This is a genomic window from Shewanella halotolerans (assembly GCF_019457535.1).
Taxonomy (GTDB): Bacteria; Pseudomonadota; Gammaproteobacteria; order Enterobacterales; family Shewanellaceae; genus Shewanella; species Shewanella halotolerans.
In genome coordinates, this window is the sequence record NZ_CP080417.1 from 469,011 (window position 1) to 494,838 (window position 25,828).

Here is a 25,828-nt window from a genome sequence, read left to right on the forward strand (position 1 = left end):
CCGACCTCGCCTCTGGCAGAGCTGTCAGAGGCAAGTACCGCCCTGCGAGAGTAGTTGCAGGAGTGGTTGCAAGAGAGAGTTTAGGGAAGGCTGTCGACAGCTTGTGAAGCGGCTTGCCAACAAGGCTTGCTTCTCAACGCCCCCATAGGGTGTTAACATTTGCCAAGGAAATAGAGTTATAGCTCTAGAGGTGTCGATGAGATATTCACATATTGTTTGGCTGTCGCTGTTAGCCCTGGCGGGGAATGCCGCCCAGGCTAAGGAACTCGCCTTCGGCGATGCCTGGCAGCAGCTGTTACAGGTCAGCGACAAGTTGCAGGCCAGCCAGCAGGAGGTTAACCGTGCCCAGGCCGAGCAGGCCGCCGGCGAGGACCTCAACCTGCCTTCGTTGTCGATCAACGGCAGCTACACACGTTTAGAGAAACCCCTGGAGCTGGATCTGAGGGATCTCAACCCCTTAGCCAGTCTCGACCCCGCCAGCTTGCCGCCGGCACTCGGCGGTGCCCTAGGCGCCATTCCGGGGTCGCTGTTTGTCACCCCTTTTACCGAGCAGGATGTCTTCCGCTCCAGCCTGCAGGCGATGTGGCCCATCTATACCGGCGGCCGGATCAGCGCCGCCCAGGGGATCCATGAGGCCCAGGTGGCCGAGAAGGAGCAGCAGCATCAGCTGTCTACCCGGGATCTCTTCGTCCAGCTGGTGGACAGATACTATGGTGTGGCGGTGAGCCATGCCCTGATGGCGACCCGTGGCCAGCTGGTGGATGCCCTCACCGAGCACGCCGAGCATGCGGTCAAGCTTGAGCAGCAGGGACAGATCGCCAAGGTGGAGCGACTCAACGCCCAAGTGGCCCTGGAAAATGCCCGGGTGGATTATGCCAGCGCCAAGCGTCAGCTGGAGATGAGCCAGATCGCCCTATCACGCATGCTGCATCAGAGCGATGTCGATACCGCCTCTAAGCTATTTCTGCTCGATAACCCGCCCTCCCTCGGGCAGCTCAGTCAGCTGACCCTGACTAGCCATCCGGCGCTCAAGCTGTTGGAGGCCAAGGAGACCCAGGCCAACGGCCTTATTGATGTGGAGAAGGGCAGTTATTACCCTAGCGTCTTTCTCTACGGTAACTACACACTATATGAAGACGATAGCCTGCTGGCCAAGATGGAGCCCGACTGGATGGTCGGCGTCGGGGTGAAGATCCCGCTTATCAGCCGCGATGGTCGTAGTGGCAAGGTCGAGGCCGCCCGCAGCGCCCTGTTGCAGGCGCGCTACACCAAGGCACAGACCCAGCAGGATCTCAGCCTGCTGCTGGATCAGAGCTATCGCCAGCTGCAGCAGGCCAGGGAGGAGACAGAGTCACTCGACCTGTCGCTGTCGCTTGCCAAAGAAAACAAACGCCTAAGGGATCTCGCCTTCAGCCAGGGGCTGTCGACCTCTATCGAGAAGGTGGACGCCGAGCTTAAGCTGAGCGGCGTGCAGACCCAGCAGCTGGCGGCCCAGTACCGCTATGTACAGGCCTACGCCAGATTGATGGCCATCAGTGGTCAGTTAGATGAATTTATCGGTCGTTCACGCACCGCCCAGGAGAGAGCTGATGCGCACTAACAGAATCCTAGCCATTGTCGCCCTAATCGCCTTAGTGGCCATCCTGGCCTACGGCCTGATGCTTGCCCATACGCCCAAGGCCGAGCGACTGCAGGGGCAGATAGAGGCCAGAGAGTACAACATCTCCTCTAAGGTGCCAGGGCGCGTGGCGCAGGTCATGGTGCGCCGTGGCGACCAGGTGGCCGAAGGCGATCTCCTGTTTGCCATCGACAGCCCTGAGCTCAATGCCAAGCTGATGCAGGCCCAAGGGGGCCGCGACGCCGCTAAGGCGTTGCAACAGGAGGCGGATAACGGCGCCCGTAAGCAGCAGGTAGCGGCTTCTAAGGAGCAATGGCTAAAGGCGAAGGCGGCGGCAACCCTGGCCGAGACCACCTATCAGAGGGTAGAAGCCCTGTTTAGCGAAGGGGTGCTGGCCCGTCAGAAACGCGACGAGGCCTTTACTCAGTGGCAGGCGGCCAAGTACACCCAGCAGGCGGCCTATGCCATGTATCAGATGGCCGAAGAGGGCGCCCGTGAAGAGACCAAGGCCGCGGCCGAGGGTAATGCCCGCATGGCCGAGGGGGCGGTGAAAGAGGTTAGCGCCATTTTGGCCGACAGCCAGATGCGCTCGCCCAAGTCCGGCGAGGTCAGCGAGGTGCTGCTGCACCCAGGAGAGCTGGCGCCAAGCGGCTTTCCTGTGGTGAGCATTATCGACATGCAGGATGCCTGGGCCGTGTTTCAGGTGCGTGAAGATCAGCTTAAGGGCTTTAAGGTGGGCGATACCCTGAAGGTGGAGATCCCGGCGCTCGGCGAGCGTTACCCCTTCAAGATCGCGCACATCAGCGTCATGGGCCATTTCGCCACCTGGCGCTCCACCGAGAGTGGCCACGACTTCGATATGCGCACCTTCGAGATGGAGCTAAGACCCGTAACCCCCATCGCCGACCTGAGGGTGGGTATGACCAGCCTGTTGGTACAGTAGGCCTTGGCGTCCATGGGGCAACTCATCACGCGGGAACTCAGGCGGCTGTGGCAGTCGCCCTGGCAGCTCGCCCTGGTCAGCTATCTGCCCTTGCTGGGCACGCTCGCCCTCTGGTGGCTGTTTAGCGCCGGGCTACCTCGCGCCCTGCCTGTGGCCGTGGTGGATCAGGATCAGAGCCAGCTGAGCCGCATGCTGGTGCGTCAGCTGAGTGCCAACTCGGTGATCAGCCCTGTGAGCTATCAGGATATCGGTCAGGCACAGGCCGCCATGGAGAGGGCCGAGGCCTATGCCATGGTGGTGCTTCCTTTCAAGCTGAATCAGGACCTGATGATAGGGCATCAGCCCAATATCGATATTCGCTACAACGCCCAGTTTCTGCTGGTGGGCAAGCTGCTCTCCAGCCAGCTCCAGCTCAGCCTGGCCGATGGCCTCAAACAGAAGGCGCGGCTGAAGCTGCTGGCATCTGGCGTACCGCCGGTGCAGGCGGAGATCAACCTGAATCTGATAAAGACCCAGAGCAGTGCACTCTATAACGCCAATAACAACTATGTGGCCTTCCTGGTGCCGCCAATATTGATCGCCCTGGTGCAGATAGTGGCCATGCTGGTGTTTGCCAATGCCCTTACCGAGGAGCTGAGGCGTGAGACCCTGGCCGAGTGGTTTAGCCTGGGGACCTACCGGGTGCTGCTGAGTAAGGTCTTGGTCTATACCCCACTGCTGATGTTGCAGCTGGGGCTTGTCTACGCCTGGCTCTATGGCTATCTGGGATTGCCGATGCTTGGCGGCCTGGGTCAGCTGCTCCTCGCCCAGTTGGTGATGCTCCTGGCGGTGTGGCTTATCGTGCTGACCATCTTCGCCCTGCTGCAAGACTCGGCCCGGGTGATCAGCTTCTGCACCGCCTTGTTTGCGCCGTCCTTCGCCTTCATGGGGGTGACCTTCCCCACCCACGAGATGCCGCTTCTGGCGCAGTGGTGGCGACAGATCATGCCCTCGAGCCACTATGTCGATACCCATATCGGCGTCATCGCCTATGGTCAGGAGACTCAGGCATTAGTCTCCCAGCTGTCGAGCTACTGGGGTTTCCTGCTGTTGCTGCCGCTGATCGCCTTGATGTTGGCTAAGATGCGCCGGGAACAGACTGGCGAGCAGCTGGGCCAGGCGCAGATAACGGAGGGGCAGGGATGAACTTTTTTGCCCTGATGTTTGAAGAGCTTAAGGCTATCGTTACCGACAAGGCGATCGCCATCACCCTGTTTGGCGGGGTGATCTTCTATTCGGTACTCTATCCTTTACCCTATCTTAACGAGGTGCCGACCCGGCAGCAGATAGTGGTGGTCGATGGCGACCACTCCAGCCTGAGCCGCCTGGTGATCCGCCATGCCCAGGCCAGCCCTAAGCTGGAGGTGGTGGCTCAGTTGAATGACCTGACCCAGGCCCAGGCCGCCGTTAACTCAGGGCAGGCCCATGGTTATCTGGTGATCCCCGACGGGTTTCGGCGGGATCTGCTGCGCCAGCGTGGCGTCACCCTGGCCTACGGCGGCGATGCCAACTATTTTCTGGTCTACTCGGCGATCCTCGAGGGCCTAGTGTCTGTGGGGATAGACGCAGGGAAATATATTCAGTTCCAGGGCCTGCTGGCCAGAGGTGAGGCGGCCAAGCAGGTTCAGTTTGAGCTGGATCCAATCCACCTTAACAGTGTTCCAGCCTTCAACCCCAGCCTGGGCTATACCTCCTACGTAGTGCCCGGCGTGCTCCTGTTGGTGTTGCATCAGACCCTGCTGATTGGTACCGGCATATTGGGCGCAGGTCAGTGGCAACGTCAGGGGTATTGGCGCAGCGTGGGGCTCGGGCAGCTGCTGAGCGCCAGGGTGGCTACCTTCGGCCTAATCTATAGCCTGTTTACCGCCTACTACATAGGCTACTGCCACTACTGGTATCAGGTGGGCGTACAGGGCAACTTGGGGCAGGTCTGCCTGTTTCTGCTGCCCTTCTTGCTGGCCACTAGCCTGGCCGGTATCGCCTTTAGCAGCCTGTTTGTGCGCCGGGATTTACCGACCCAGGTGCTGTTGCTGATCTCCATGCCCATCCTGTTTGTGTCGGGCTTCGTCTGGCCGGTTGAGCTGATCCCTGCGCCGCTGCAGGCCGTGTCTCAGCTGATCCCCGGGGTGGTGACCATCAAGGGGATGTTACAGCTTAATCAGATGGGGGCGGACTGGCAGAGCGTCGCGCCGCTATGGTGGCAGCTGTGGGGCCTGGTGCTCTTCTATCTGCTGCTGGCCTATCTCGGGCTGCGGCTCAGACTTGCGACAATAAAAAGCCCGCACTAGCGGCGGGCTGTTTGCTCTCGATGTTTATTCGAGGGCTGGTGGCTATTCGCCGGTCTCGGCGCGCAAGTACTTCACCAGCTCGGCGGCTGACTTAGAGGCCACCTCAGGCTGTTTAGCTAGCTCCTTGTTGGCCTGTCTCACCAGCTGGCGTAGCTTCTGGCGCTCGAGGCCGGGATGCTGCTCGAGCAGGGCCTGAATCGCCTCATCACCGCCTGTCAGCAGATGATCTTTCTGCTTCTCGGCGACGTTCTGCTTAGAGCTTTCGTTGCGGTTCTGGTTAAGCACGTTCTTCAGGTTTTCCTGCAGCTCGTCGATATCGACGCTGCGCATCAGTTTACCCACATAGTGCAGCTGGCGGCGGTGAGCCTCGCTGTTGATACGGATAGTCTTGGCCTTCAAGATGTTGTCGTGTAGCAGCTCATCCAGCTCAAGCTTCTTCAGCTGACTCTTGCTGAGGGAGACCAGTTTCTTACCTAGCTCTTGGTAAATGGCAATTTCGCGCTTTATATCGGCTCTGCTGACGTAATCATCGTCATGATCGAAGGGCTGTTTAAAGTGTTCTGAGTCGCCAACAATATTCATCATTAAAAAATCTCTGGGGTCCAAGCCATAACTCCCCTAATCATAACATTTCCGGCCAATATCGCCTACGAAACGACTCAGTTATTTAATGTGAAAGCCCGACGGGTTTGCTATGCTACGGCCACGATTGATAACAAAAGAGTAGATCTGTGGCTTCTCCAAGCATCGAAACCGAATTGAATTCATTGAAAGACGCCGTGTCTATGGCATTGGAATATGCCGCCAAGTTGGGCACCTCGGGGGCCGAAGTGGCCATCAGCAAGCAGCAGGGACTCTCTGTCTCGACGCGCTTGAAAGAGGTGGAGACCGTTGAGTTTAATAAAGATGGTGCATTGGGGATCACCTTGTTTCGAGATGGCTGCAAGGGTAGCTCGTCGACCTCAGATCTGAGCCCAGAGGCGATTCGCCGTGCCGTGAAGGCCGCCGACGATATCGCCCGCTTTACTTCGGAAGACCCATTTAATGGCCTGGCCGATGCCGAGCTGATGGCTAAGCAGATCGAAGATCTCAAGCTCTACTATCCCCACGATACCACGCCCGCCGAGCTCGAAGCCCTGGCGGCCCGCGCCGAAACTGCGGCCCTGGATGCCGATGCCCGCATTAAAAACTCCGACGGTGCCAGCGCCAACGCCCATACGGGTGCCAAGGTGTATGGTAACAGCCATGGCTTCCTCAACGGTTACGTCAGCTCACGCTACAGCCTGAGCTGTGTGGTGATCGGCGAGCAAGATGGCCATATGCAGCGTGACTATGACTATACCGTCGCCCGCCGCTTCGATGATCTGTGGACGCCAGAGGCCGTGGGCCAGCAGGCAGCCAAGAAGACACTGAGTCGTCTTGGCGCGCGTAAGATTGCCACCACTAAGCTGCCGATTCTGTTCGCCCCCGATGTGGCCACTGGCCTCATGGGGCATCTGGTAGGCGCCATCAGCGGCAGTAGCCTGTATCGCAAGTCGAGCTTTTTGCTCGATGCCATAGACACCCAGATCTTCCCCGAGTGGTTCACCATCGCCGAGCAGCCGCACCTCAAGGGCGCGCTGGCCAGTGCCTGGTATGACAGCGAAGGGGTGGCAACCATAGATCGCAACATCATCGACAGCGGCGTACTCTCGACTTACCTGCTGACCAGCTATTCGGCGCGCAAGTTAGGGCTGACTAACACAGGCCATGCCGGTGGCATCTACAACTGGACGCTGTCCCATACAGGACAGACCTTCGATGAGCTGGTGAAACAGATGGGCACAGGCCTTATCGTCACCGAGGTGATGGGTCAGGGTGTGAATGGCGTGACCGGCGACTATTCTCGCGGCGCCGCCGGTTTCTATGTGGAGAATGGCGAGATCCTCTATCCGGTGGAAGAGATCACCATAGCCGGTAATCTCAAGGAGATGTACCGCAATATGGTTGCCGTGGGTAAGGAGCAGGATCTTCGCTCCTCTATCCGCACCGGCGCTATTCTGCTTGACGAGATGAAGATTGCCGGTAACTAATCCTAGGGCCTGATTAGCCTGAGATTTTTAGCGACCTTAAAGCGAGCCTGATGGCTCGCTTTTTTGTGCTTTAAACTAGTCTGCCAGGGCAAAATTATGGTCATCACGACTTGTATATATGGAAATCCATATATATGCTTAGCCATATGTTTGTTTGAGGAAGCACTGATGGCTGTTGCAATCTTTAAAGCCCTTTCCGATGAGACCCGTCTGCTGAGCCTGCTGCTGATCCAAGCCGAGGGCGAGCTGTGTGTGTGCGAGTTGATGGTGGCGCTGGACGAGAGTCAGCCCAAGGTCTCGCGTCATCTAGCACAGCTACGCAAGGCCGAGCTGCTGAGCGATCGCCGCCAGGGCCAGTGGGTGTTCTACCGCATCAACCCTGAGCTGCCCGAATGGACGGGCGAGGTGATCCAAAAGACGCTGGCGGGTAACCCTCAGCTATTGAGTCAGGCTCAGGCCAGGTTGGCCGAGATGGGTCAGCGCCCCGAGCGGGTGCAAGTCTGTTGTAAGGGATAAACCATGGGATTATTTGAGCGTTATCTGAGTGTCTGGGTGGGGCTGGCCATAGTCGCCGGCGTCGGCCTGGGTTATCTGCTGCCGGAGCAGTTTGCCCTGATCGCCTCGTTCGAGTACGCCAGCGTCAATCTGCTGATCGCTGTGCTTATTTGGGTGATGATCTATCCCATGATGGTGCAGATCGACTTCTCTGCGGTAAAGGATGTGGGCAAGCGTCCCAAGGGGCTGCTGCTGACCTTGGTGGTGAACTGGCTGATTAAGCCTTTTACCATGGCGCTGCTGGGCTGGCTTTTCTTTCGTGTGCTGTTTGCCTCCTGGGTCGATCCCCAAACCGCCAGCGAGTATATCGCCGGCATGATCTTACTGGGCGTCGCGCCCTGTACCGCCATGGTGTTTGTCTGGAGTCAGCTCACCAAGGGCAATCCTAACTACACACTAGTGCAGGTGTCGGTGAACGACATCATCATGGTGTTCGCCTTCGCCCCCATCTGCGCCTTCCTGCTTGGGGTGAGTGATATTCAGGTGCCCTGGCAGACCCTGCTGATCTCTGTGGTGCTCTACGTGGTACTGCCCCTAGTGGCGGGTATTGTGACGCGCAACGTATTGAATAAAAAGGGGCATGCCTCGGGTGTCGAGGCCTTCGTCGCCCGCCTCAAGCCCTGGTCTATCCTGGGCCTGCTGGCCACAGTTGTGCTGCTGTTTGGCCTGCAGGCCAATACCATATTGGCTCAGCCACAAAACATCTTGCTGATCGCCATCCCCTTGCTGCTGCAGACCTACGGCATCTTCTTCATTGCCTATCTGGCGGCCAAGCGGATGAGGCTAGAGCAGGATGTGGCGGCGCCCGCCTGCATGATAGCCACCTCTAATTTCTTCGAACTGGCGGTGGCCGTGGCCATCTCCCTGTTTGGTCTGCACTCGGGGGCAGCCCTGGCTACTGTGGTGGGGGTGCTGGTGGAGGTGCCTGTGATGCTCTCCCTGGTGGCCTTCGTCAATCGGGATAAAACCAATTACCTGCGCGGTCTGGGCAAGGCCTAGGCGATTAACGCGAATCTAACGAATAGGACGATAAGATGACAATCAAAGTGGGAATTAACGGCTTTGGCCGCATGGGACGCCTGGCGCTGCGCGCCGCCTGGGAGTGGGACGATATCGAGTTTGTGCAGATTAACGACCCGGCGGGCGATGCCGCCACCCTGGCGCATCTGCTGACCTTCGACTCCATCCATGGCCGCTGGAGCCATGATGCTGTCGCCGAGGGTGAGCAGATCATCATAGGTGACAAGCGCATCAACACCAGTGCCAACCGCGCCATCGGCGACACCGACTGGTCAGGCTGCGACCTGGTGATCGAGGCCTCTGGGGTGATGAAGTCTAAGGCACTGCTGCAGGCCTATCTGGATCAAGGCGTGAAGCGCGTGGTGGTGACAGCACCTGTGAAGGAAGAAGGTGTGCTCAACATCGTCATGGGGGTTAACCATCAGCTGTATGACAAGGATAAACATCCTATCGTCACCGCGGCCTCCTGCACCACCAACTGTTTGGCGCCTGTGGTCAAGGTGCTGCATGAGCAGATAGGTATAAAGCACGGCTCCATGACCACCATTCACGACATTACCAATACTCAGACCATTCTCGATGCGCCCCATAAGGATCTGCGCCGCGCCCGCGCCTGCGGTCAGTCGCTGATCCCCACCACCACGGGCTCGGCTACCGCCATCACCCATATCTTCCCCGAACTCAAGGGTAAGTTAAATGGCCATGCTGTGCGTGTGCCGCTGGCCAACGCCTCCATCACAGACTGTGTGTTTGAGATGCAGCGCCCGGTGACCGAGCAGGAGGTCAACGCCTTGTTTAAGGCGGCCGCGGCAGGTGAGCTGAAAGATATTCTTGGCTACGAGGAGCGTCCGTTGGTCTCTGTGGATTACAAGACAGATCCCCGCTCCAGCATAGTCGATGCCCTATCGACCATGGTGATCAACGGCACTCAGCTCAAGCTCTATGTCTGGTACGACAACGAGTGGGGCTATGCCAACCGCACCGCCGAGTTGGCGCGTATGGTCGGCCGCATGGATAAGGCCTAAATGATGCTTGCCAGCCTGCGCGCCCTGCCAAGCGAGATGCGCCAGTATCTCTTGGTAACCGGCAACTACTGGGCCTTCACCCTTACCGACGGCGCGCTGCGCATGTTGGTGGTGCTGCACTTTCACCAGCTTGGCTATTCGCCGCTGTCCATCGCCATGCTGTTTCTCTTCTACGAGATCTTCGGCGTGGTCACCAACCTGGTGGGCGGCTATCTGGGGGCGCGCCTCGGGCTCAATCGCACCATGAATATCGGCCTCGGGTTGCAGGTGGTGGCCTTGGGCATGCTCTTGGTGCCTAGTAGCTGGCTTGTCGTGTCTTGGGTGATGGCGGCCCAGGCGCTATCGGGGATCGCCAAAGATCTCAATAAGATGAGTGCCAAGAGCAGCGTCAAGATGCTGGTGGCCAAGGGGGAAGAGGGCAGGCTGTATAAGTATATCGCCGTGCTGACCGGCTCTAAGAATGCCCTCAAGGGGGCAGGCTTCTTCCTCGGCGGCGCCCTGTTGGCGCTGCTGGGCTTCAAGGGGGCGATCGGTCTGATGGCGGCTTTGCTGACTATCGTCTGGCTGGTGAGCATCATCAAGCTCAAGCAAGATCTCGGCAAGGCCAAGAACAAGCCTAAGTTTACCGAGCTGTTTTCCAAGAGCCGGGCGATCAACATACTCTCGGCGGCGCGCATGTGCCTGTTTGCCGCCCGCGATGTCTGGTTTGTGGTGGCGTTGCCCGTCTATCTCGCAAGTCAATTTGGCTGGGACCACTATCAGGTGGGTGGCTTCCTGGCGCTGTGGATCATCGGCTATGGCGCGGTGCAAAGCCTAGCCCCCAGGGTTACGGGCAAGGCCAGCGGCCAGGTGCCCGACGGGCGCAGCGCCATGTGGTGGGCAGGTGCCCTGACAATTATTCCCGCGCTGATCGCCTATTTGATGAATGGTGAGTTAGCGGCCCAGGCGCCCGAATTCAATCTCGGTGTGTTGCTACTTGGCCTGATGCTGTTTGGCGCCGTGTTTGCGGTGAACTCCTCCCTGCACAGTTACCTGATTGTCAGCTATGCCAGCGACGATGGTGTCTCCCTGGATGTGGGCTTCTACTACATGGCCAATGCCATGGGGCGCCTGTTGGGCACTATCCTCTCAGGCTGGGTGTACCAGGCCTATGGGCTGGGGGCTTGCCTGTGGATCTCTACAGGGCTGCTCGGGCTGACGGTTGTAATAAGCGTGGGACTGCCGAGGCGCTAGCCTTGGAATGAAGACTGAATGCTTCGAGGTTGCTAAATATTCTAGCAACAGCGGGAACTGCTTAAGAACTCATATACCAAGACTTAGACTTTTGGTGTAACAACATCAAGAGAATTTGGTTATAGTGACTCTAGGTTCAAGCGTGACCGTTTGTTAATAGTAATCTGAATTTAAAAGGGATTTTCATGACGGATTTAGAAAAAATTAAGATTTTAACCCGGGGTGAGAAGGGCGTTATCGCCGGTGTCTGCTCTGGGTTGGCCGACTATTTCGGTTGGCGAGTCAACGGACTGCGGGTTGCTTTTGTTCTTAGCAGCCTATTCTTCTTCCTACCTGTGTTCGCCTATCTGGTGTGCTGGTTAGTATTGCCCAAATATCCCACAACCCAAGCGATGCGCCGTCAGTTGCAGCGAAAGGCCAGCCAAGCTCGTTGATTGGCCGATACTGCAATTATGCGTTTGTGTCTCTATTCATTCCCCTCCAAGTTATAGTCGTTCGTCTCAGTGAAAGAGTCGGAGGCAGAGGGCCGAGAGATAGAGGCCGAGCCCGAATATGCCATGGGTGATCAGGCTGTGTAGTCGAGCCCGGCCTGGGTTCGGCAGACGTGAGGCGGCGATGCCTGCGCCCATGCCGGGTTGCATCAGCAAGAAGGGGGCGAGCACAGTGACTAGGCCCACCGCGAGGGCGGGGGTCAGGCTTGGGCTGGTGAGCCATTTTGAGCCGGTGACGAGCAGCAAGAGGGCGGCAAAGCTAACGCCGATAAGATAGTGGGCCAACCAACCTATGAGGGTCTCACCTGGGATGGGGGCGGCCTCGGTAATCGCCTGGTGACGAAACTGACCCTTGGGCATGTGGCCCAGCCAGCGGCCCACCAGATAATAGCTGGGCAGCGGCATACCCAGAAGGGGATGACGCAGCAGGCCCCAAAGATCCATGATCAGGGTGGCGCCCAGGCCGATGAGGAGGCAGTCGATAAGGGGAGACATATTCATTCCTTTGTTGTGTGAAGCCATTGATATTGTTAGCTTACAACTTCAAGTCGACTTGAGGTCAAGGGAAGGATATGGATATTTCACAGGTCGCCAAGCGGTCGGGCGTGCCGGCGTCGACCCTGCGTTACTACGAAGAGCGGGGGTTGATTCGCTCGCTGGGACGTCATGGCATTCGTCGCCAATTTAGCGCCGAGGTGCTAGAGCGCTTGGCGTTGATCGCCCTCGGCCGCTCGGCGGGATTATCCCTCGATGAGATTGGCAGCATGCTAGGTACAGGCGGCGATCCCCTGATAGACAGAGAGCTGCTGCTGCGCCGGGCCGACGAGCTGGAGCGCACCATACTGAGGATGCAGGCGATGCGTGACGGTTTGAGACACGCCGCCAACTGCACCGCACCCAGTCACATGGAATGCCCCAAGTTTCGCCGTCTGATGAAGGCTGCCGCAGCCGGAGCATTTGATCCGCAGGATAAGCCGTCTCTGCCAAGGCGTTAGCGGCTCGCTTGCGTCTAACGCCCTGAACACCCTTTGAGTCTTATTCTTCGGCGTTAGGCTCGCCGCTTCGGCTAACATCTCTCTTTGTTTCAATTTGTTAACAATCGCTGCTTTCATTTTGAACGCTTTTCGTTGTACTCTGGGATGCAATCAACAGAGCGTGGCGTAGATCACCAAAATAACGATAAAAACGACGAGGTTTGAATGGAAGGTATTACTGAATTTGTCAGTACGATCAACGGGTTCGTATGGGGTACTCCCATGCTCGTGATGATCTTAGGCGTGGGACTCTTTCTCTCCTTTGGCTTGCGGTTGATGCCGATCCTCAAGCTGGGTACCGGCTTTAAGCTGCTCTGGTCCGGACGCATTCCCGACAAGGATAAGCAGATGAAGGGGGAGATCAGCCCCTTCAATGCCCTGATGACCTCGCTGTCGGCCACCATAGGCACGGGTAACATCGCAGGGGTGGCGACCGCCATCTTTATCGGTGGCCCAGGCGCCCTGTTTTGGATGTGGTGTACCGCTCTGGTGGGTATGGCAACCAAGTTTTCCGAGGCCGTGCTGGCGGTGAAATATCGTGAAGTCGACGACAACGGCAACCATATCGGTGGCCCTATGTACTACATCAAGAATGGTCTGGGCAGCAAGTGGGCCTGGCTGGGTACCGCCTTCGCCCTGTTTGGCTCCTTTGCCGGTTTCGGTATCGGCAACACGGTACAGGCCAACTCAGTGGCCGATGCCCTGAGCAGTAACTTCGGCGTGCCAACCTGGGTGACGGGTGTGGTGCTCATGGTGCTGGTGGGCGCCGTGCTGATGGGGGGCATCAAGCGTATCGCCGATGTGGCGGGTAAGCTGGTGCCTCTGATGACGGTATTCTATATCGCCGCCGGTCTGTCGGTGATAGTGGTTAATGCCGCAGCTATCCCAGATGCTATTGCTCTTATCGTTCACAGCGCCTTCAATCCTGTGGCGGCCCAGGGCGGTTTTGCCGGGGCGGCAGTATGGGCGGCGGTGCGCTTCGGTGTGGCCCGCGGCGTCTTCTCTAACGAGGCCGGACTGGGTAGTGCGCCTATTGCCCATGCGGCGGCGCAGACCAACAACCCTGTGGCTCAGGGCCTGGTGGCCATGCTGGGTACCTTCATCGATACCCTGGTAGTGTGTACCATTACCGGTCTGGCGATCGTAGTCTCCGGCGCCTGGAAATCGGGTGAGAATGGCGCGGCGCTGACCTCCTATGCCTTCTCCCATGCCCTGCCTATGGGTAATTATATCGTGGCTATCGCCCTCTCTATCTTTGCCTTCACCACTATCCTAGGCTGGAGCGTCTATAGCGAGAAGTGTGTGCAGTATCTGTTTGGTGTGCGCGCGGTAAAACCCTTCAGAGCCATCTGGGTAGTGGTGGTGCCGCTGGGGGCCGTCAGTTCGCTAGACTTCATCTGGCTGCTGGCCGATACCCTGAATGCCATGATGGCGATACCTAACCTGATCGCCCTAACGCTGCTCAGCCCTGTTGTTTTTGGATTGACTCGCGAATACTTCATCAAGAAGCGTCAGCAAGCAGCCGAAGCCAACAGCTAAAGCCTGCGTTTGTTGAATTGAAGAAGCGCCCTCGGGCGCTTTTTTTGTGTCGTTAACTCTGCTGCTAGTGAATGTATTAGTCGAGGCGCTTATTGAAGCGCAGCGAGGCGACCAGGATACCGACCAGGGTGAAGCCGATAAGCCAGAGGGCATCGAACTGCATGTCGCTCAGGGCGCCGCCCCGCAGGACGATGGCGCGTATGATACGCATGAAGTGGGTGGCGGGCAGCAGCTCGGCGATCCACTGGGCCGGCTTGGGCATGGCCTCGAAGGGAAACATAAAGCCCGACAACAAGATAGTGGGCAGTATGATGAAGATGGTCATCTGCATCGCCTGCAGCTGGGTCTTGGCGATGGTGGAGATGATCAGTCCCAGGGTAAGGCTGGCGGCGATGAAGAGCAGGGTGCCCATCAGCAGCTGGGCGATGGCGCCATTGATGGGCACATCGAAGATAAGATAACCAAGGCCGAGGATGATGGTCATCTGCACCAGCCCCACCAGGATATAGGGGACTATCTTACCCAGCATCAACTCTAACGGCTTGATCGGGGTGGTGATCAGCAGCTCCAGGTTGCCACGTTCGCGCTCTCTTACTATGGCCGCCGAGGTAAAGAGGATCATTGTCATGGTGAGGATCACCGCGATCAGCCCTGGCACTATGTTGACCGCCGAGCGCTGCTCTGGGTTGTAGAAGAGGGCGACCTCGAAGGTGGGCAGTCGTTGGCTGTCCTGGCCCGTGATCTGATCCAGCAGCATGTTCCTCAGCTGGCTGATGGCCGAGGCCACCATAGTATCTGAACCGTCGACCACCCATTGGCCCAGCGTCTCGCCGTTGGCCAGCTTCTCGGTAAGGTTGGGGGGCAATATCAGCGCCGCGCGCACCTCGCCGCGGGTGATGGCGGCCTCGGCCTCCTCGGCGCTGGCGTAGTGCTTCTCTATGCTAACCACCTGAGTCACCTTGACGGCCTCGACGATCCAGCGCCCGGCGGCGGAGTGGCTCTGATCCACCACCACCACGGGCACGTTACGCACATCGGTATTGATGGCGTAGCCAAACAGCAACAGCTGGATCAGGGGGATCATCACCACCATGCCGAAAGTGATGCGATCCCGCTTGAGCTGGCGGATCTCCTTGGTGGTGATCGATTTTATCCGTCTCAGGCTAGCCAGTAACATCTTCAGCCTCCCGAGAGGTTTTGAGTCCCTTGCCTGTGACGGATACGAAGAGATCTTCCAGGTTGGGCGAGACCAAGCTTAACTGATTGGCGCTCAGCGGTTCAGGCGTTCCTTGCCCTGCCATGGTGCGACTCTTCTCCAGCAGCCAGGGGATGGGATCTGCTATCTGCTTATCGACTAGGACTAGCAGACGGTCGCCGAGTTGGGCGGCGGAAGGGATCTCGCTGAACTGGCTCAGGTGTGACTTTAGCTGGCGCAGCCTGTGGCCGGCTATCTCTATGACATGCAGCGGCATCGCCTCGAGGAGTGCCTGAGGATTACCCTTGGCGCGAATGTGGCCACTTTCCATGATCGCCAGCTGGTGGCAGCGCTGCGCCTCGTCCATGTAGTGGGTGGTGACCAGTATGCTGGTGCCGCGCTCGGAGAGATCGAACAGCTGCTCCCAGAAGTCGCGCCGGTTCTGGGGATCCACCGCCGAGGTGGGCTCATCGAGAAACAGCAGCTCGGGCTCGTTGATACAGGCGCAGGCTAATCCCAGGCGTTGCTTCTGACCACCACTGAGGGTGCCGGCTAGCTGCTGGCGCTGGGCGTCGAGATGATAGGTATCGATCAGCTCATCTATCTTGCGTTTGCTTTCTCTGGCACCCAGTCCATAGATGTCGGCGATAAATTGCAGGTTCTCCCTGACGCTCAGGTCTTCGTAGAGGGAGAACTTCTGGGTCATGTAGCCGATGCGCCGCCTGAGGGCCTCGGCCTGCTGGGGGATGGCCATGCCGAGCACGGAGATCTCGCCCCGGGTTGGGGTCAAGAGGCCGGTGAGCATGCGTATTGTGGTGGACTTGCCGCAACCATTGGGGCCGAGAAAGCCATAGATGTGGCCCTTCTGCACCTGTAGATCCAGCTCGGCCACCGCCAAGAGATCGCCAAACTGCTTATCGACGCCGCGGGCATCTATGGCCAGATCCGCATTTGGTTGCATCAGGGCAGCTCCACCTGGGCGGGGATCCCCGTGGGCAGGCGCTGGGCCGAGTCGTCGAGATCGAACTCCGCCAGATAGACGAGGCGAGACCTGTCTTGCTGATTCAAGGCGTAATAGGGAGTGAAGGCCGGCTCCTTGCTGAGCCAGCGCAGTGTGCCGCTGAAGGGCTGCTCTTGACCGTCGACATGGACTTTTAGCTGCATTCCTATGGTGAGCTTGGCCATGGCGGGGGCGGGAATATAGACCCTAGCATAGGCGGCCTTGTCGGCCTGAATCGCCACTACCACGGCGTTGGCGGGCACTCGCTCCCCCAGGTTAAAGGGCAGGCTGTCGAGTCGACCGCTGCGGGTCGCCGTGATGCTGAGGTCATCCAGCAGTTGCCGCGCCAGATCCAGCTCGGCCGCGGCGGCATCCAGAGCCGCCTGGGCCTGCTGAATATCTTCCTGGCGCACGCCGACAATCAGCTTGCTCAAGGCCTCATTGGCGGCGTTGTGTTCGGCTATGGTCTGATCCCGGCTGGCAACGGCCTGATCCAATTCTGACTGACTCACCAGGTTTTGCTGTTTAAGTTTAGCGATTCGGCGATAGGCCTTCTCCGCCTGAACCATGGCCGCCGTGGTACGTTCTAAGTTGGCCTGTGCGCTGGCGATATCTTCGGGGCGCTCACCATTGGTGAGTCTGAGCAGATATGCCTGGGCCTTCTGCCACTGAGCCTGGGCGCTGGCGACGCGGGCGGTTTGTTTGCGGGTGTCGAACTGTAGCAGCAACTCGCCTTCGTTGACCTGGCTGCCCTCGCGTTTGGGCAGTGCCGTGATGATCTCTGAGGTGGTGGCGCGCAGCAGTACCCGGTCGCGTTCCAGTGTGCCCAGGGCCTGGGGAGGTTCGGCGCCCTGACAGCCGCTAAGTAGCAGGAGCAGCGGGGCGAGAAGGCGTAAGGATTTACTCAGCGTCATGGTGACCTCTTGCAGCGAACCGCTTGGAAGAATTATGACTATCAATAAGTTATGTGCTGAATTTAATCTTACACCAATTTAACCTGGGTAGAAGGGGAATCTTTGAGCCCTGAATTTGAGTGCTAACTGGCTAGTGAATCTAAAGCTTAGCGTGCTCAACGTCGAGAGCAAACGTCTGCATGGAGCCTGGCCCCATGCAGTGTTGGCGAGAAGGAGGCAAAGGAGTCTGGGGTTAGTAGAAATCTCCCCCCATGGCGCGTTTAAGTGCCGCCTCTTCGAGTAACTCTTCCAGGCGACGTTTGACTTCGCGTCTGTGTTGCAGCTCACAGGCCGCCTTAGGGTTTTTGGGTGCTGTGATCGCTTCGATTTCAGCATCGTTCGGAATAACATCGAGTAACTGAGCCATAGTGAAATCCTCGTCAAATAAAGTGCTTGTGCACTCATTTGGTGCCGCTTAGCACTGAGCCGCTTTAACATAAAGTTAACTGAGTCAAAGCGTTAGCTAGTTTAGCGTCCTAAGGCGTGAGCACATTAGCGAGCGCTAATGAGAAAAATAGCAGGGGATTTTCGATTTTTGTTTGATCGAGTTAACACAATTGTATTTGTCGTGGATTTAGACAAAATGTGAGCGAATAGACGGGCGGTACTTTTATAACTTTATGTTTTTAATTGAAATATTTTAAGGCTGATAGTGAGTTGCCAGCTAATTTAGTGGCAACTCATTTAAATTTAGATCACAAATCGAAACTATAGCTGTAGCCAACGACCACTTTAGGATCGTCACCCTCGAGATCGGTATCGCTGACCAGGAAGGAGATGGTACCGAAGTCGGTTTCCTTATCCAGAGACAAAGAGTAGTCCGCATAGTTGTCGGTATCGAACCAGGCGTTGACGACATCACCGCTGGAGTAGCCATAGTGGGCCGAGATAGACAGTGTCTCCGACAGTGGGAAGCTGACGCCTGCGTTGATATAGCTGAGATCTTTCTCATCGAAAGGATCTGCCGCCACGTCGCTGCCGGCATTGACCACCTTTGAATAGCCAATGCTAAACCACTTCCAGCTCAGGGCCAGGGTGACTTCACCGAAGTCTATGCTCGAATCGCTGTCGGGGTAGGCGTAGTAGAGATAGCTGATGTCATAACCAAAGTCTTCCCCTATGCTGCCGGCATAGCCGCCGTAGAAGTCGATCTCGTAGCTGGTGTCGTCGCCGAAATCCACATTGGACGCCCAGGTTCCGAGGTAGAGACCGCTGTCGTGTTCGAAGTCTATGCCGCCTTGAACCGCGGGCGCGTCTCCCGTCTGTGTGGCGCCGCGCCACAAGTAGTTGGAGGTTGCGCCTATGTTGCCCGTGACGCTAGCGCTGGCCGGTAGGGCAACCATCAAGGTGCCCGCGAGTAGGCTTAGGGTTCGCAATGCTTGTTTCATACTCATTCCTTCTTATTGGTCTATGGGAGCGGCCCTGCCTGTTGTTATGAGTATTGTCAGGCCGCGTACAAGCTATAGCGAAGAGCGTGCCAAATATTTATCTGTTATTTTTCAGTCGTTTATTTTATTTGCATCAGAAGCAGGCAACGAATTGGTTAAAAATGAGGCAGAGGATGCACTAGGAGGGTGCATAAAAAAACCTCCATGGAGGAGGTTTTTTCGACGGATTAAATACCGATTTAGTTTACGCTGTCTTTTAGCGTCTTACCGGCTTTAAACTTAGGTACTACAGCCGCTGGGATCTGAATTTCTTTGCCCGTCTGTGGGTTGCGGCCTGTACGTGCTGCACGGCTAGTGGTCTCGAAAGAACCAAAACCTACAATAGAGATTTTTTCGCCGTTCTTCATCGCTTCCGCTACCGTTTCTTCGAAAGACTTTAAGGCGCGAGCAGCTTCAGCTTTAGTGAGTTCAGCGCTTTCCGCTATTTTTGCAACAAGTTCAGTTTTATTCATTTGGATAGTCTCTTCTTTCCGTAGATTTAGTAATACCAATTACATTAGATACTTGCAATTGCTGGACTTAACATGCCACAAGCATCCCTATAATGAAAGCGGTTTTATGCGCTCAAAGGGTGCTTTCAGTCAAATTCAGTAAAAATTTAACCCTTGAAACAGAAGAAAGCGACCTGGATTTGACTGAATTGACACGAAGGCCGGTCAGATAAGGCCTGGGGAGGTGATGGGATGTAAACCTCCCCGATAGAGGGATTAAGCCTTGGTCTGGTCGCTGGTTTTAGTTGCCTGCGGCAGATACTTTTTCATCCCTTTAGAGAAGGCCATATACCACTGGAAGCTGAGCAGTGCGGTGACGACTAAGGCGATGGCCCAGATAGGCAGCTCCTGACCGCGCACCACCACCTTAACGTCCTCCGGGGTGATCTGATAGGCGATCACCGCCGTGGCACCCAGTGCCGTGAAGCCCAGGGTCTGTATGCCGATATAGATCTTCAGCACCAGGCTTGCCCAGCTGGTGCGGGCGATGAGGCCGATGATCACAGGGATCACGCCCAGGGTAAAGAGATCTAGGGTCTGGCTGTCCAGGGCGCGCCAACCGGCGAGGATGGCGATAACAATATAGAGGGCGATCAGTAGCAGTATGCTGGGACTTGGTCGGTTCATCTTGGCACTTGGGTGAATGATTTGCCCCGCAGTGTAGAAAAATGGCGCAACTTAGTCCAACGCTTTACTTAAATGTCTAATGCTTTACCTAAATGTCCACTGCTTTGGCTAAATTGCAAAGGCCCTGCTGCCAGCCGGGCTGGCTTAGGGTAAGATGTGGCCTCTGTCTGGCCTGTCGCTTGATAAAAATGAGTCAGGATACGCAGGACAGGAGTATATGAAGGCAATCGTTAACCATAAACCGCGTTTGGTATGAGAAGAGCATGAACGAGAATGAATTTTGGCAGTTAGTCACCCGCAGCAAGCCTGAGCAAGATCAGGAGAGCCTGGCGGCGGAGCTTAAGGCGAAGCTGAACGAACTCGACAACCAAGACTTGGCGGCTTTCGACAAGTTCTTCTCGCAGCAGATGCGTCGATCTTACCTCTGGTCGCTGTGGGGCGCCGCCTACATAGTGACCGGGTGCGACAGCGAATATGGCTTTGCCGAATTTCGCGCTTTCCTGATCTCCCTGGGGCAGGAGTGGTTCGAGCGGATACTGCTTAACCCGGATGCCTTGGCCGAGCTGCCCGCCTGGCCGGAGAAGGATGGCTATGCCTATCCCTTCGTAGAGGATTACGATCTGATCGCCGGGCAGATCTATGAAGATCGCACTGGCGAGGAGTTGCCCTTTGTGCCTTCTGGGCAGGCGACGCCTCAGGGGAAGAAGTTTTCGCCCAAGAAAAAACAGCTGAAGGCGACTTACCCTCAGCTGTTTCAGTTATTTCCTTTCTAGCGAGCCCTTACTAAGCCTGCTCTAGTAGCAGACCTGGCTATCGCTATCGAAGGTTAGTTCATGCTCGGCGCAGGCACCTTCCATAAACTCCTCTTCGGCCTGCTCAAGCTGGCTGTCGAGATCGGCCTGGAAGCCGTCGAGCGTCTGGTTATCGCTTGCTTCTTGCTGCTGGTCCAGAATCTGGAAGTGTTGTTCTACCGCGGCGCGTTCGCTGTCGCTAAGCTCGCTGGCGTTGGCGCCTGAGATAAAGGCGAAACCAAGGATTAGTGAGGCCAATAGGGCGAATCTACCTGAGAATCTTGTGTGGGTTAGCTTGCTCATTGTCATAGCTCCTGTCGGTGTCTTAAATTCAATCTGTTGTCGGCATCTGGGGCTGTGTTTGCTGCGGCCCGAGTGCTGCTGCCGTTTCATTGATACCTATGTTAATGGCAATAGCTTGAACAGAAGCTGAATAAAAAACGAACAGATTAAATTGGCTCGCTGAGTGATGAAAGGCGGCTGACTCATTCCTGATTCTGCATGCTCTCGCACTGAAAGCCCTGACGGCTGTTATCGAAGCGACACCTGAGGCCACACTCCCATAAGACATCGCCAAGCTCCTTGGCCTGCTCGGTGGCGAAGGCCTTACAGCTTTGGTAATCCTCGAAGTCATCGGTTTTCTTGTAGCGCCCCGAGTTGTAGCCATGGGCATAGACGAAGGCCGACCAGGTTTCTGGGGCCTGCTGGGTCTCTTCCTCTAAGGTGATCCAATAGAGGGCACCGGCCAGCAGCGAAAAGAGGATGACGACGAACAGCAGAGAAGATCGGTTTTGCATGATTTACCTTAGTAGCCTCACTTGCCCTGTGAGTCTACCCCAGGCTCGAAGCAAATTGATACAAAGGCTGCCAAAAACTGTGGGCTGGGGAGAAAAGGGTTAATTGCGCTTGTCCAATAAGTAAATGATGGCGAAAAGATTCGCCAGGATTTTGCATTAAGCCTATATTCAGGTTAGCTTTTGTACACTCAATGTAGTCGCTAGACTCAGTAGGTGTCCCAAGCTTGGGCGATTAAGGAGGCATAATATGAAGTTTCAATCTCTACTCTTGGTGGGAGCACTGGTGTCACTCAACCTTGCCGCCGAAGAAGCCAAAGAGAATCCAGTCACAGAGGCCGGGGTGGTCAAGATCACCTGGCAGGATGTCGACAGCTACCGTGATGTGAAGGCGGTGGGTGACATTCAGTCCCGCTATGAGCAGCGTGTTTTCGACACCCTGACCAAGAACCTCAATAAGGCCGCCGAGAAGACGCTTAAGCCGAATCAGAAGCTGGAGCTGGTGGTGACAGACGTGGATCTGGCCGGTGATGTGCGCCCCACCTTTGGCGCGACCCCTAACGACATTCGTCTGATCGAAGATATCTACCCGCCACGCATGACCTTTAGTTACCAGGTGCTCGACGGTGATAATGTGGTGATCGCCGGTGACGAGAAGCTCAGAGACATGAGTTTCATGCACACCACAGGTGTGATGAACGACAAGCCCCTGAGACACGAGTCTAAGATGCTGAGCGATTGGCTGAAGAAGACGGTGCAGCCCAAACTCTAAGGCTGCTGGGCCTCTCAGGCGAACTTGAGCGGCCGATACATGGCAATTGCCGCGTCGTTGGGCGCGGGCGTAAACAGGCTAAAGCCATTTAATGCGGCTTTGGCCTGTTTTTTTGCCGCCGCGCTGTAGGCCGACAGCCCCTGCTCGTCGCAAAAGCGAGTCACCTCGGGGGGCAACAGGCCGACACACAAACTGATCAAGGGGTGAGCCACCCTCTGTCCCTGTCTGTCTTCGGCCATTACACATTGGGCCAGCCAGTCGTCTGGGCTGTAGAAGGATTCTCTGTCTTGGTTAAAGTCGAGCAGTAGGCGGCGACACTCGTCGACGATCGCCTGGCTTGTGCCTATCACCACAAAATCATCGCCGCCCACATGGCCGACAAAATGCTCGCACCCCAGTTGCTGCTGCAGGCGTAGCGCCAAAGATTGGATCACCTCATCGCCGCGGCAGAAGCCATAGATATCGTTGTAGGGCTTGAAGTGGCACAGGTCAAAGTAGGCCAGGTAGAAGGCGCGGCCCTGTTGGCGCAGGCGCTGTAGCTCCTCCTGTATGGGGATGTTGCCAGGAAGACCGCTCAGGGGGTTGGCGTGACGAGCCATTTTGATGCGCTGCTCGGTGATCTGTTGCAGCAGATCTTTGGTGTGGCCTATTCCTAACAGTTGTTGGTCACGCATCACCATGAAATGTTGCGCAACCGTGCCATGTTCTGCGGTCAGACACTGACTCACCTCGGAGATCGGCATGCAGGCTGGCACCTTCAGTACCTTGTCATTCATCACCTCTATCACAGGGCTGTTCTCGTGCAGTGCGCGGCCATAGGGGGTGCTGAACAGCTCCATCAACTGCGCCCTGTCGACGACTCCAAGTGGCTTCTGCTCGGCATCGACGATGGCGACTACCTGCAGGTGCGGCGAGCGCACGAAGCGGGCGCTCAGGGCCTTCAACTTGGTCTGGGGCGTCACACATATGGTGCGGGTCGACAGACTTTCGGCCGATTCGGCGTAACGGGTCTGTCGCTGCTTGGTCTCCTGGGGCGCCACTGCCGTCAGTGACTGTGTCGGTTGCGTTTGGGGGCGGCCCAATAGGTAGCCCTGACAATAGACTATGCCGAGCTGGGTTAGCAGCGCCAGTTCCGCTGGTGTCTCTATCCCTTCGGCAATTACCTTACAGCTGAGGCTCTGGCAGAGATCTATGATGGAGCGGACAAACTCCTGCTTCACCGGTGATTGGTCGATTTGGTGGATGAAGTGGCGGTCTATCTTCACATAGTCTGGTGCCAGTTCGGACCAGAGTCGCAGCCCTGAATAGCCGGTGCCGAGGTCGTCGATGGCGGTCAGAAACCCCTGGCTACGGTAGTGGTTAAGGCACTCCTTCAGGAGATCGATATCGTCGGCGGGATATTGCTCCGACAGCTCTATTACTATCTGATCCGGCGACAGCCCCAGCTCCTGAACCAGGCTGAGGGTGAGCCCCTTGGCGTGGCTGGGTTCCAGCAGGGCCTTGGGGGAGATGTTGATAAACAGCTTGCCCGGCAACTCGCGGGCATCGAACTGTCTGATGGAATGACGACGGCAGATCTCTTCAAGCTCGGACAGGCGTCCCTCGTGGGCCGCGGTCTGAAACAGGGGCACGGGAGAGAAGAGGGCGCTATGCTCGGGTCCCCGGCTCAGGGCCTCGAAGCCATGTAGCCGCTGGCTGTTGATGTTGAAGATGGGCTGAAACAGCACATGGATCTTCTCATTCTCGATGATCTTATCCAGTTCACTGCTCAGGTCGATTGCTGTCATCTAGGTCCGCCTCGTACGAAAAGTAGGGCGATTCTATGGCCAGGCTATGACAGCAATATGACACTAAAGTATGAGCTTACCCGCTCATTCATTTGCTTAGTTGCTTAGTTACTTAGGTGCTTAGTTACTTGGCCTGGCTCTTAAATGCCTGCAGGGTCTGTAGCAGTACTCCTAGCTTCCGCACGAAACTCTCCAGCGCCGGGGCCAGACCATCGCCTTGGCTTGGCAGCTTGGTCATCTCGTCGGCCAGCTCCTGTACATAGGGACCGAAGCGGTTGCTGCGCGAGGTAAAGCCTTCATCTTGGGTGAAGATGGTGGTGAATTTACCGTGGCCGGCCTTCTTTAACTCATCCAGTTTGGCATCGGCGTCGATGGCCTGACGATAAGCCAACTGCAGGTTCTCTTTCAGTTGCTCTATTAGGTGACTATGTGGCATAACAGCCTCGTGTTGAAAAATTTAGCCGAATTATAAGGGGCAAGCCAGATGGCAACAAGTCGACCGCGTTTATTAACTATAGGGATTCTACTACTGACAGGGATCATGTCACTCAGCGCGATGGCCGCCGGTGATGACAAGCCGCCCTTCTATAAGATCACTTATCAAGGCAAGCAGACCTATCTGTTGGGATCGATTCATATCGGCCAGGCCGATTTTTACCCCATGGCAGAACAGATCGAAGCGGCCTTTGCCAAGTCGGGCGCCCTGGCGGTTGAGGCCGACACTAACAAGGCGGATATCATGGGGCTGATCCGCAAGTATGGTTTGGCTCAGGTGGCGGCCGATGCCAAGACCCAGACGCGCCTTGAAGAATACTGCCATACTCGCCGCGAGATCTGTACGCCCATGCAGCCCTACGCACCCTGGATGCAGGCTATGCAGTTTAGCGTGATGCGTTTCGCCTCCCTGGGCTATCAGGCCCAGTGGGGCGTGGATCAGATGATGCTGAGCAAGAACGGTTCGCGCCCTGTGATCGAGCTTGAGAGCACAGAGTATCAGTTTAAGCTGATGGCCTCTTTCAGCCCGCAGATGCAGTGGGATATGGTGCTGGAGGCGATAGATGCGCCGGATGAGGAGATGGTGCAGCTGATCAAGGCCTGGCGCAGTGGCGATGAGGCGGGGCTCGATGCCTTGATGCAGGGGCAGATGCTGCACGATGGCGATAAGGAGCTTATCGACAAGATGCTGTGGCAACGCAACGAGCAGATGACGGCCAAGATCAGATCCTTGATGATGCAGCAAGATGGCCCGTCGCCGCTGTTTGTGGTGGTTGGTGCTGGGCACGTGGTGGGGGATAAGGGGATACCCGCCAAGTTTACCGGCATAGAAGGAGCCAAGGTACAAAATTGCTGGCAGACGGCCTGTAACTAACCTTTCTCTGCTCTGCACCGGTTTCTCCCGTTTGGCTATACTGATAGGCAGGATAAACCTTGGAGAGATCTCGATGGACGCCAAGTCCATCGATGCAGGGAGGCAAGATGCAGGCAGAGGCGACCCTTTTCCCCGTTCGACCGGAATTTGAAGCGATTCCCCGCCAGTGGGATAGCCGCCACGACGCCGTGGTGGCCAGGGTCGATCCCGGCAACTTCTATGTCACCGCCCATGATGAGCTGATCTTCACCCGCCTGGGTTCCTGCGTCGCCGCCTGCATCTGGGACCCCTTGCTGGGCATAGGCGGCCTCAATCATTTCCTGCTGCCCGAGCGGCAACTCCATGAAGACTGGCATCAGCTGACCAGCTATACCTGCCGCTATGGCAACTGGGCCATGGAGCAGCTGATTAACAGCATTTTGAGTCTGGGTGGCATGCGTAATCGCCTCAAGGCCAAGGTCTTCGGCGGCGCGCAGATGACTGCCACTAGTGTGCTAAACGTCGGCGAGTCCAATATCAGCTTTGTGAAGAACTACCTCAAGACTGAGGGCATAGAGATAGTGAGCGAAGATCTTGGCGGGCCCTGGCCGCGTAAGGTGCTGTTTCATCCCAACAGCGGCAAGGTTAAGCTGATGCGCCTGTCACCTGAGCGGATTAGTAAGATGATGAGCGAAGAGCAGCGCTACCTGAAACAGATAGTCACGGCTCAAGGGGAGAGCCAGGTGGAGCTGTTCGATTAGTGAG

The 25,828-nt window shown here is 56.8% G+C and carries 29 protein-coding genes; 16 read left to right on the forward strand and 13 right to left on the reverse strand.

Going from position 1 to position 25,828, the window contains the following annotated elements; all coding sequences use genetic code 11:
- Positions 1–196 precede the first annotated feature (196 nt).
- The 4 genes from K0H81_RS02140 to K0H81_RS02155 are packed head-to-tail and all read left to right on the forward strand — an operon-like array spanning position 197 to position 4,888.
- On the forward strand, positions 197–1,600 hold the full coding sequence (locus K0H81_RS02140; protein ID WP_220059728.1) for a TolC family protein: 1,404 nt from the start codon (positions 197–199) through the stop codon (positions 1,598–1,600).
- Positions 1,590–2,561: an HlyD family secretion protein gene (locus tag K0H81_RS02145; RefSeq protein ID WP_220059729.1), complete on the forward strand. Its 972-nt coding sequence runs from the start codon at positions 1,590–1,592 to the stop codon at positions 2,559–2,561. The genes K0H81_RS02140 and K0H81_RS02145 overlap by 11 nt, the downstream gene beginning before the upstream one ends.
- Positions 2,562–2,573: 12 nt before the next feature.
- Positions 2,574–3,746, forward strand: a complete 1,173-nt coding sequence (locus tag K0H81_RS02150; protein ID WP_220059730.1) for an ABC transporter permease — start codon at positions 2,574–2,576, stop codon at positions 3,744–3,746.
- Entirely contained in the window at positions 3,743–4,888 is a 1,146-nt protein-coding gene (locus K0H81_RS02155) for an ABC transporter permease (protein WP_220059731.1), read from the forward strand. The genes K0H81_RS02150 and K0H81_RS02155 overlap by 4 nt, the downstream gene beginning before the upstream one ends.
- A 42-nt stretch (positions 4,889–4,930) precedes the next feature.
- Here the strand turns inward: K0H81_RS02155 and yjgA are convergent, their stop codons facing one another.
- Complete coding sequence (gene yjgA / locus K0H81_RS02160) at positions 4,931–5,470, reverse strand: ribosome biogenesis factor YjgA (protein ID WP_220045195.1); 540 nt, start codon at positions 5,468–5,470, stop codon at positions 4,931–4,933.
- 149 nt (positions 5,471–5,619) lie between these two features.
- Here yjgA and pmbA point away from each other — a divergent pair, with 149 nt between their 5' ends.
- The 6 genes from pmbA to K0H81_RS02190 all read left to right on the forward strand — a co-directional run bounded on the left by pmbA (position 5,620) and on the right by K0H81_RS02190 (position 11,227).
- Entirely contained in the window at positions 5,620–6,960 is a 1,341-nt protein-coding gene (gene pmbA / locus K0H81_RS02165) for a metalloprotease PmbA (protein WP_220059732.1), read from the forward strand.
- Between the two features lie 168 nt (positions 6,961–7,128).
- Entirely contained in the window at positions 7,129–7,476 is a 348-nt protein-coding gene (locus K0H81_RS02170) for a metalloregulator ArsR/SmtB family transcription factor (protein ID WP_220059733.1), read from the forward strand.
- A gap of 3 nt (positions 7,477–7,479) precedes the next feature.
- Complete coding sequence (gene arsB / locus K0H81_RS02175; protein WP_220059734.1) at positions 7,480–8,514, forward strand: ACR3 family arsenite efflux transporter; 1,035 nt, start codon at positions 7,480–7,482, stop codon at positions 8,512–8,514.
- A gap of 35 nt (positions 8,515–8,549) precedes the next feature.
- Entirely contained in the window at positions 8,550–9,560 is a 1,011-nt protein-coding gene (locus K0H81_RS02180) for an ArsJ-associated glyceraldehyde-3-phosphate dehydrogenase (protein WP_220059735.1), read from the forward strand.
- Positions 9,561–9,563: 3 nt separating this feature from the next.
- A complete protein-coding gene (gene arsJ / locus K0H81_RS02185; protein ID WP_220060775.1) occupies positions 9,564–10,793 on the forward strand; it encodes an organoarsenical effux MFS transporter ArsJ in 1,230 nt (409 codons plus the stop codon).
- A 185-nt stretch (positions 10,794–10,978) separates the two neighbouring features.
- Positions 10,979–11,227, forward strand: coding sequence for a PspC domain-containing protein (locus K0H81_RS02190; protein ID WP_144199974.1), 249 nt, complete (start codon positions 10,979–10,981; stop codon positions 11,225–11,227).
- A gap of 66 nt (positions 11,228–11,293) precedes the next feature.
- Here K0H81_RS02190 and K0H81_RS02195 read toward each other — a convergent pair whose 3' ends face one another.
- Positions 11,294–11,779, reverse strand: coding sequence for a DUF2938 domain-containing protein (locus K0H81_RS02195; RefSeq protein WP_220059736.1), 486 nt, complete (start codon positions 11,777–11,779; stop codon positions 11,294–11,296).
- 77 nt (positions 11,780–11,856) lie between these two features.
- On the opposite strand from K0H81_RS02195, the gene K0H81_RS02200 reads away from it, so the two are divergent.
- A complete protein-coding gene (locus tag K0H81_RS02200) occupies positions 11,857–12,279 on the forward strand; it encodes a helix-turn-helix domain-containing protein (protein ID WP_220059737.1) in 423 nt (140 codons plus the stop codon).
- A 204-nt stretch (positions 12,280–12,483) separates the two neighbouring features.
- Entirely contained in the window at positions 12,484–13,857 is a 1,374-nt protein-coding gene (locus tag K0H81_RS02205) for an alanine/glycine:cation symporter family protein (RefSeq protein WP_220059738.1), read from the forward strand.
- Between the two features lie 76 nt (positions 13,858–13,933).
- Here K0H81_RS02205 and K0H81_RS02210 read toward each other — a convergent pair whose 3' ends face one another.
- From K0H81_RS02210 to K0H81_RS02240, 7 genes are all read right to left on the reverse strand, one after another.
- Entirely contained in the window at positions 13,934–15,034 is a 1,101-nt protein-coding gene (locus K0H81_RS02210; protein WP_220059739.1) for an ABC transporter permease, read from the reverse strand.
- Complete coding sequence (locus K0H81_RS02215) at positions 15,021–16,013, reverse strand: ABC transporter ATP-binding protein (RefSeq protein ID WP_220059740.1); 993 nt, start codon at positions 16,011–16,013, stop codon at positions 15,021–15,023. Before K0H81_RS02215 ends, K0H81_RS02210 begins: the two co-directional genes overlap by 14 nt.
- Positions 16,013–16,966 (reverse strand): HlyD family secretion protein, encoded by a 954-nt coding sequence (locus K0H81_RS02220; RefSeq protein WP_220059741.1) that lies wholly within the window; start codon positions 16,964–16,966, stop codon positions 16,013–16,015. The genes K0H81_RS02215 and K0H81_RS02220 overlap by 1 nt, the downstream gene beginning before the upstream one ends.
- Before the next feature lie 232 nt (positions 16,967–17,198).
- Complete coding sequence (locus tag K0H81_RS02225; protein WP_011864234.1) at positions 17,199–17,372, reverse strand: hypothetical protein; 174 nt, start codon at positions 17,370–17,372, stop codon at positions 17,199–17,201.
- A 328-nt stretch (positions 17,373–17,700) separates the two neighbouring features.
- Entirely contained in the window at positions 17,701–18,393 is a 693-nt protein-coding gene (locus tag K0H81_RS02230; protein WP_144199963.1) for a TorF family putative porin, read from the reverse strand.
- Positions 18,394–18,632: 239 nt separating this feature from the next.
- On the reverse strand, positions 18,633–18,905 hold the full coding sequence (locus tag K0H81_RS02235; protein ID WP_011864236.1) for an HU family DNA-binding protein: 273 nt from the start codon (positions 18,903–18,905) through the stop codon (positions 18,633–18,635).
- Positions 18,906–19,160: 255 nt separating this feature from the next.
- Positions 19,161–19,571 carry a hypothetical protein gene (locus tag K0H81_RS02240; RefSeq protein WP_220059742.1) on the reverse strand — a complete coding sequence of 137 codons (411 nt, stop codon included), beginning with the start codon at positions 19,569–19,571 and terminating at the stop codon, positions 19,161–19,163.
- Positions 19,572–19,834: 263 nt separating this feature from the next.
- Between K0H81_RS02240 and K0H81_RS02245 the strand changes: the two genes are divergently transcribed.
- Positions 19,835–20,344 (forward strand): DUF4240 domain-containing protein, encoded by a 510-nt coding sequence (locus K0H81_RS02245; RefSeq protein WP_144199959.1) that lies wholly within the window; start codon positions 19,835–19,837, stop codon positions 20,342–20,344.
- A 21-nt stretch (positions 20,345–20,365) separates the two neighbouring features.
- On the opposite strand, the gene K0H81_RS02250 is transcribed toward K0H81_RS02245, so the two are convergent.
- Together K0H81_RS02250 and K0H81_RS02255 are read right to left on the reverse strand one after the other, a co-directional pair.
- A complete protein-coding gene (locus tag K0H81_RS02250; protein ID WP_144199957.1) occupies positions 20,366–20,665 on the reverse strand; it encodes a hypothetical protein in 300 nt (99 codons plus the stop codon).
- Positions 20,666–20,847: 182 nt separating this feature from the next.
- Positions 20,848–21,159, reverse strand: coding sequence for a hypothetical protein (locus K0H81_RS02255; protein ID WP_220059743.1), 312 nt, complete (start codon positions 21,157–21,159; stop codon positions 20,848–20,850).
- Positions 21,160–21,406: 247 nt separating this feature from the next.
- Between K0H81_RS02255 and K0H81_RS02260 the strand changes: the two genes are divergently transcribed.
- Entirely contained in the window at positions 21,407–21,928 is a 522-nt protein-coding gene (locus K0H81_RS02260; protein WP_220059744.1) for a DUF3016 domain-containing protein, read from the forward strand.
- A gap of 14 nt (positions 21,929–21,942) precedes the next feature.
- Here the strand turns inward: K0H81_RS02260 and K0H81_RS02265 are convergent, their stop codons facing one another.
- Both K0H81_RS02265 and K0H81_RS02270 read right to left on the reverse strand, forming a co-directional pair.
- Entirely contained in the window at positions 21,943–23,715 is a 1,773-nt protein-coding gene (locus tag K0H81_RS02265) for a bifunctional diguanylate cyclase/phosphodiesterase (protein WP_220059745.1), read from the reverse strand.
- 124 nt (positions 23,716–23,839) lie between these two features.
- Positions 23,840–24,151: a prephenate dehydrogenase gene (locus K0H81_RS02270; protein WP_144199949.1), complete on the reverse strand. Its 312-nt coding sequence runs from the start codon at positions 24,149–24,151 to the stop codon at positions 23,840–23,842.
- Positions 24,152–24,199: 48 nt separating this feature from the next.
- Here K0H81_RS02270 and K0H81_RS02275 point away from each other — a divergent pair, with 48 nt between their 5' ends.
- A complete protein-coding gene (locus K0H81_RS02275) occupies positions 24,200–25,084 on the forward strand; it encodes a TraB/GumN family protein (protein WP_220059746.1) in 885 nt (294 codons plus the stop codon).
- A gap of 107 nt (positions 25,085–25,191) precedes the next feature.
- A complete protein-coding gene (locus tag K0H81_RS02280; protein WP_011864245.1) occupies positions 25,192–25,824 on the forward strand; it encodes an MCP proteins methylation stimulator CheD in 633 nt (210 codons plus the stop codon).
- Positions 25,825–25,828 lie beyond the last annotated feature (4 nt).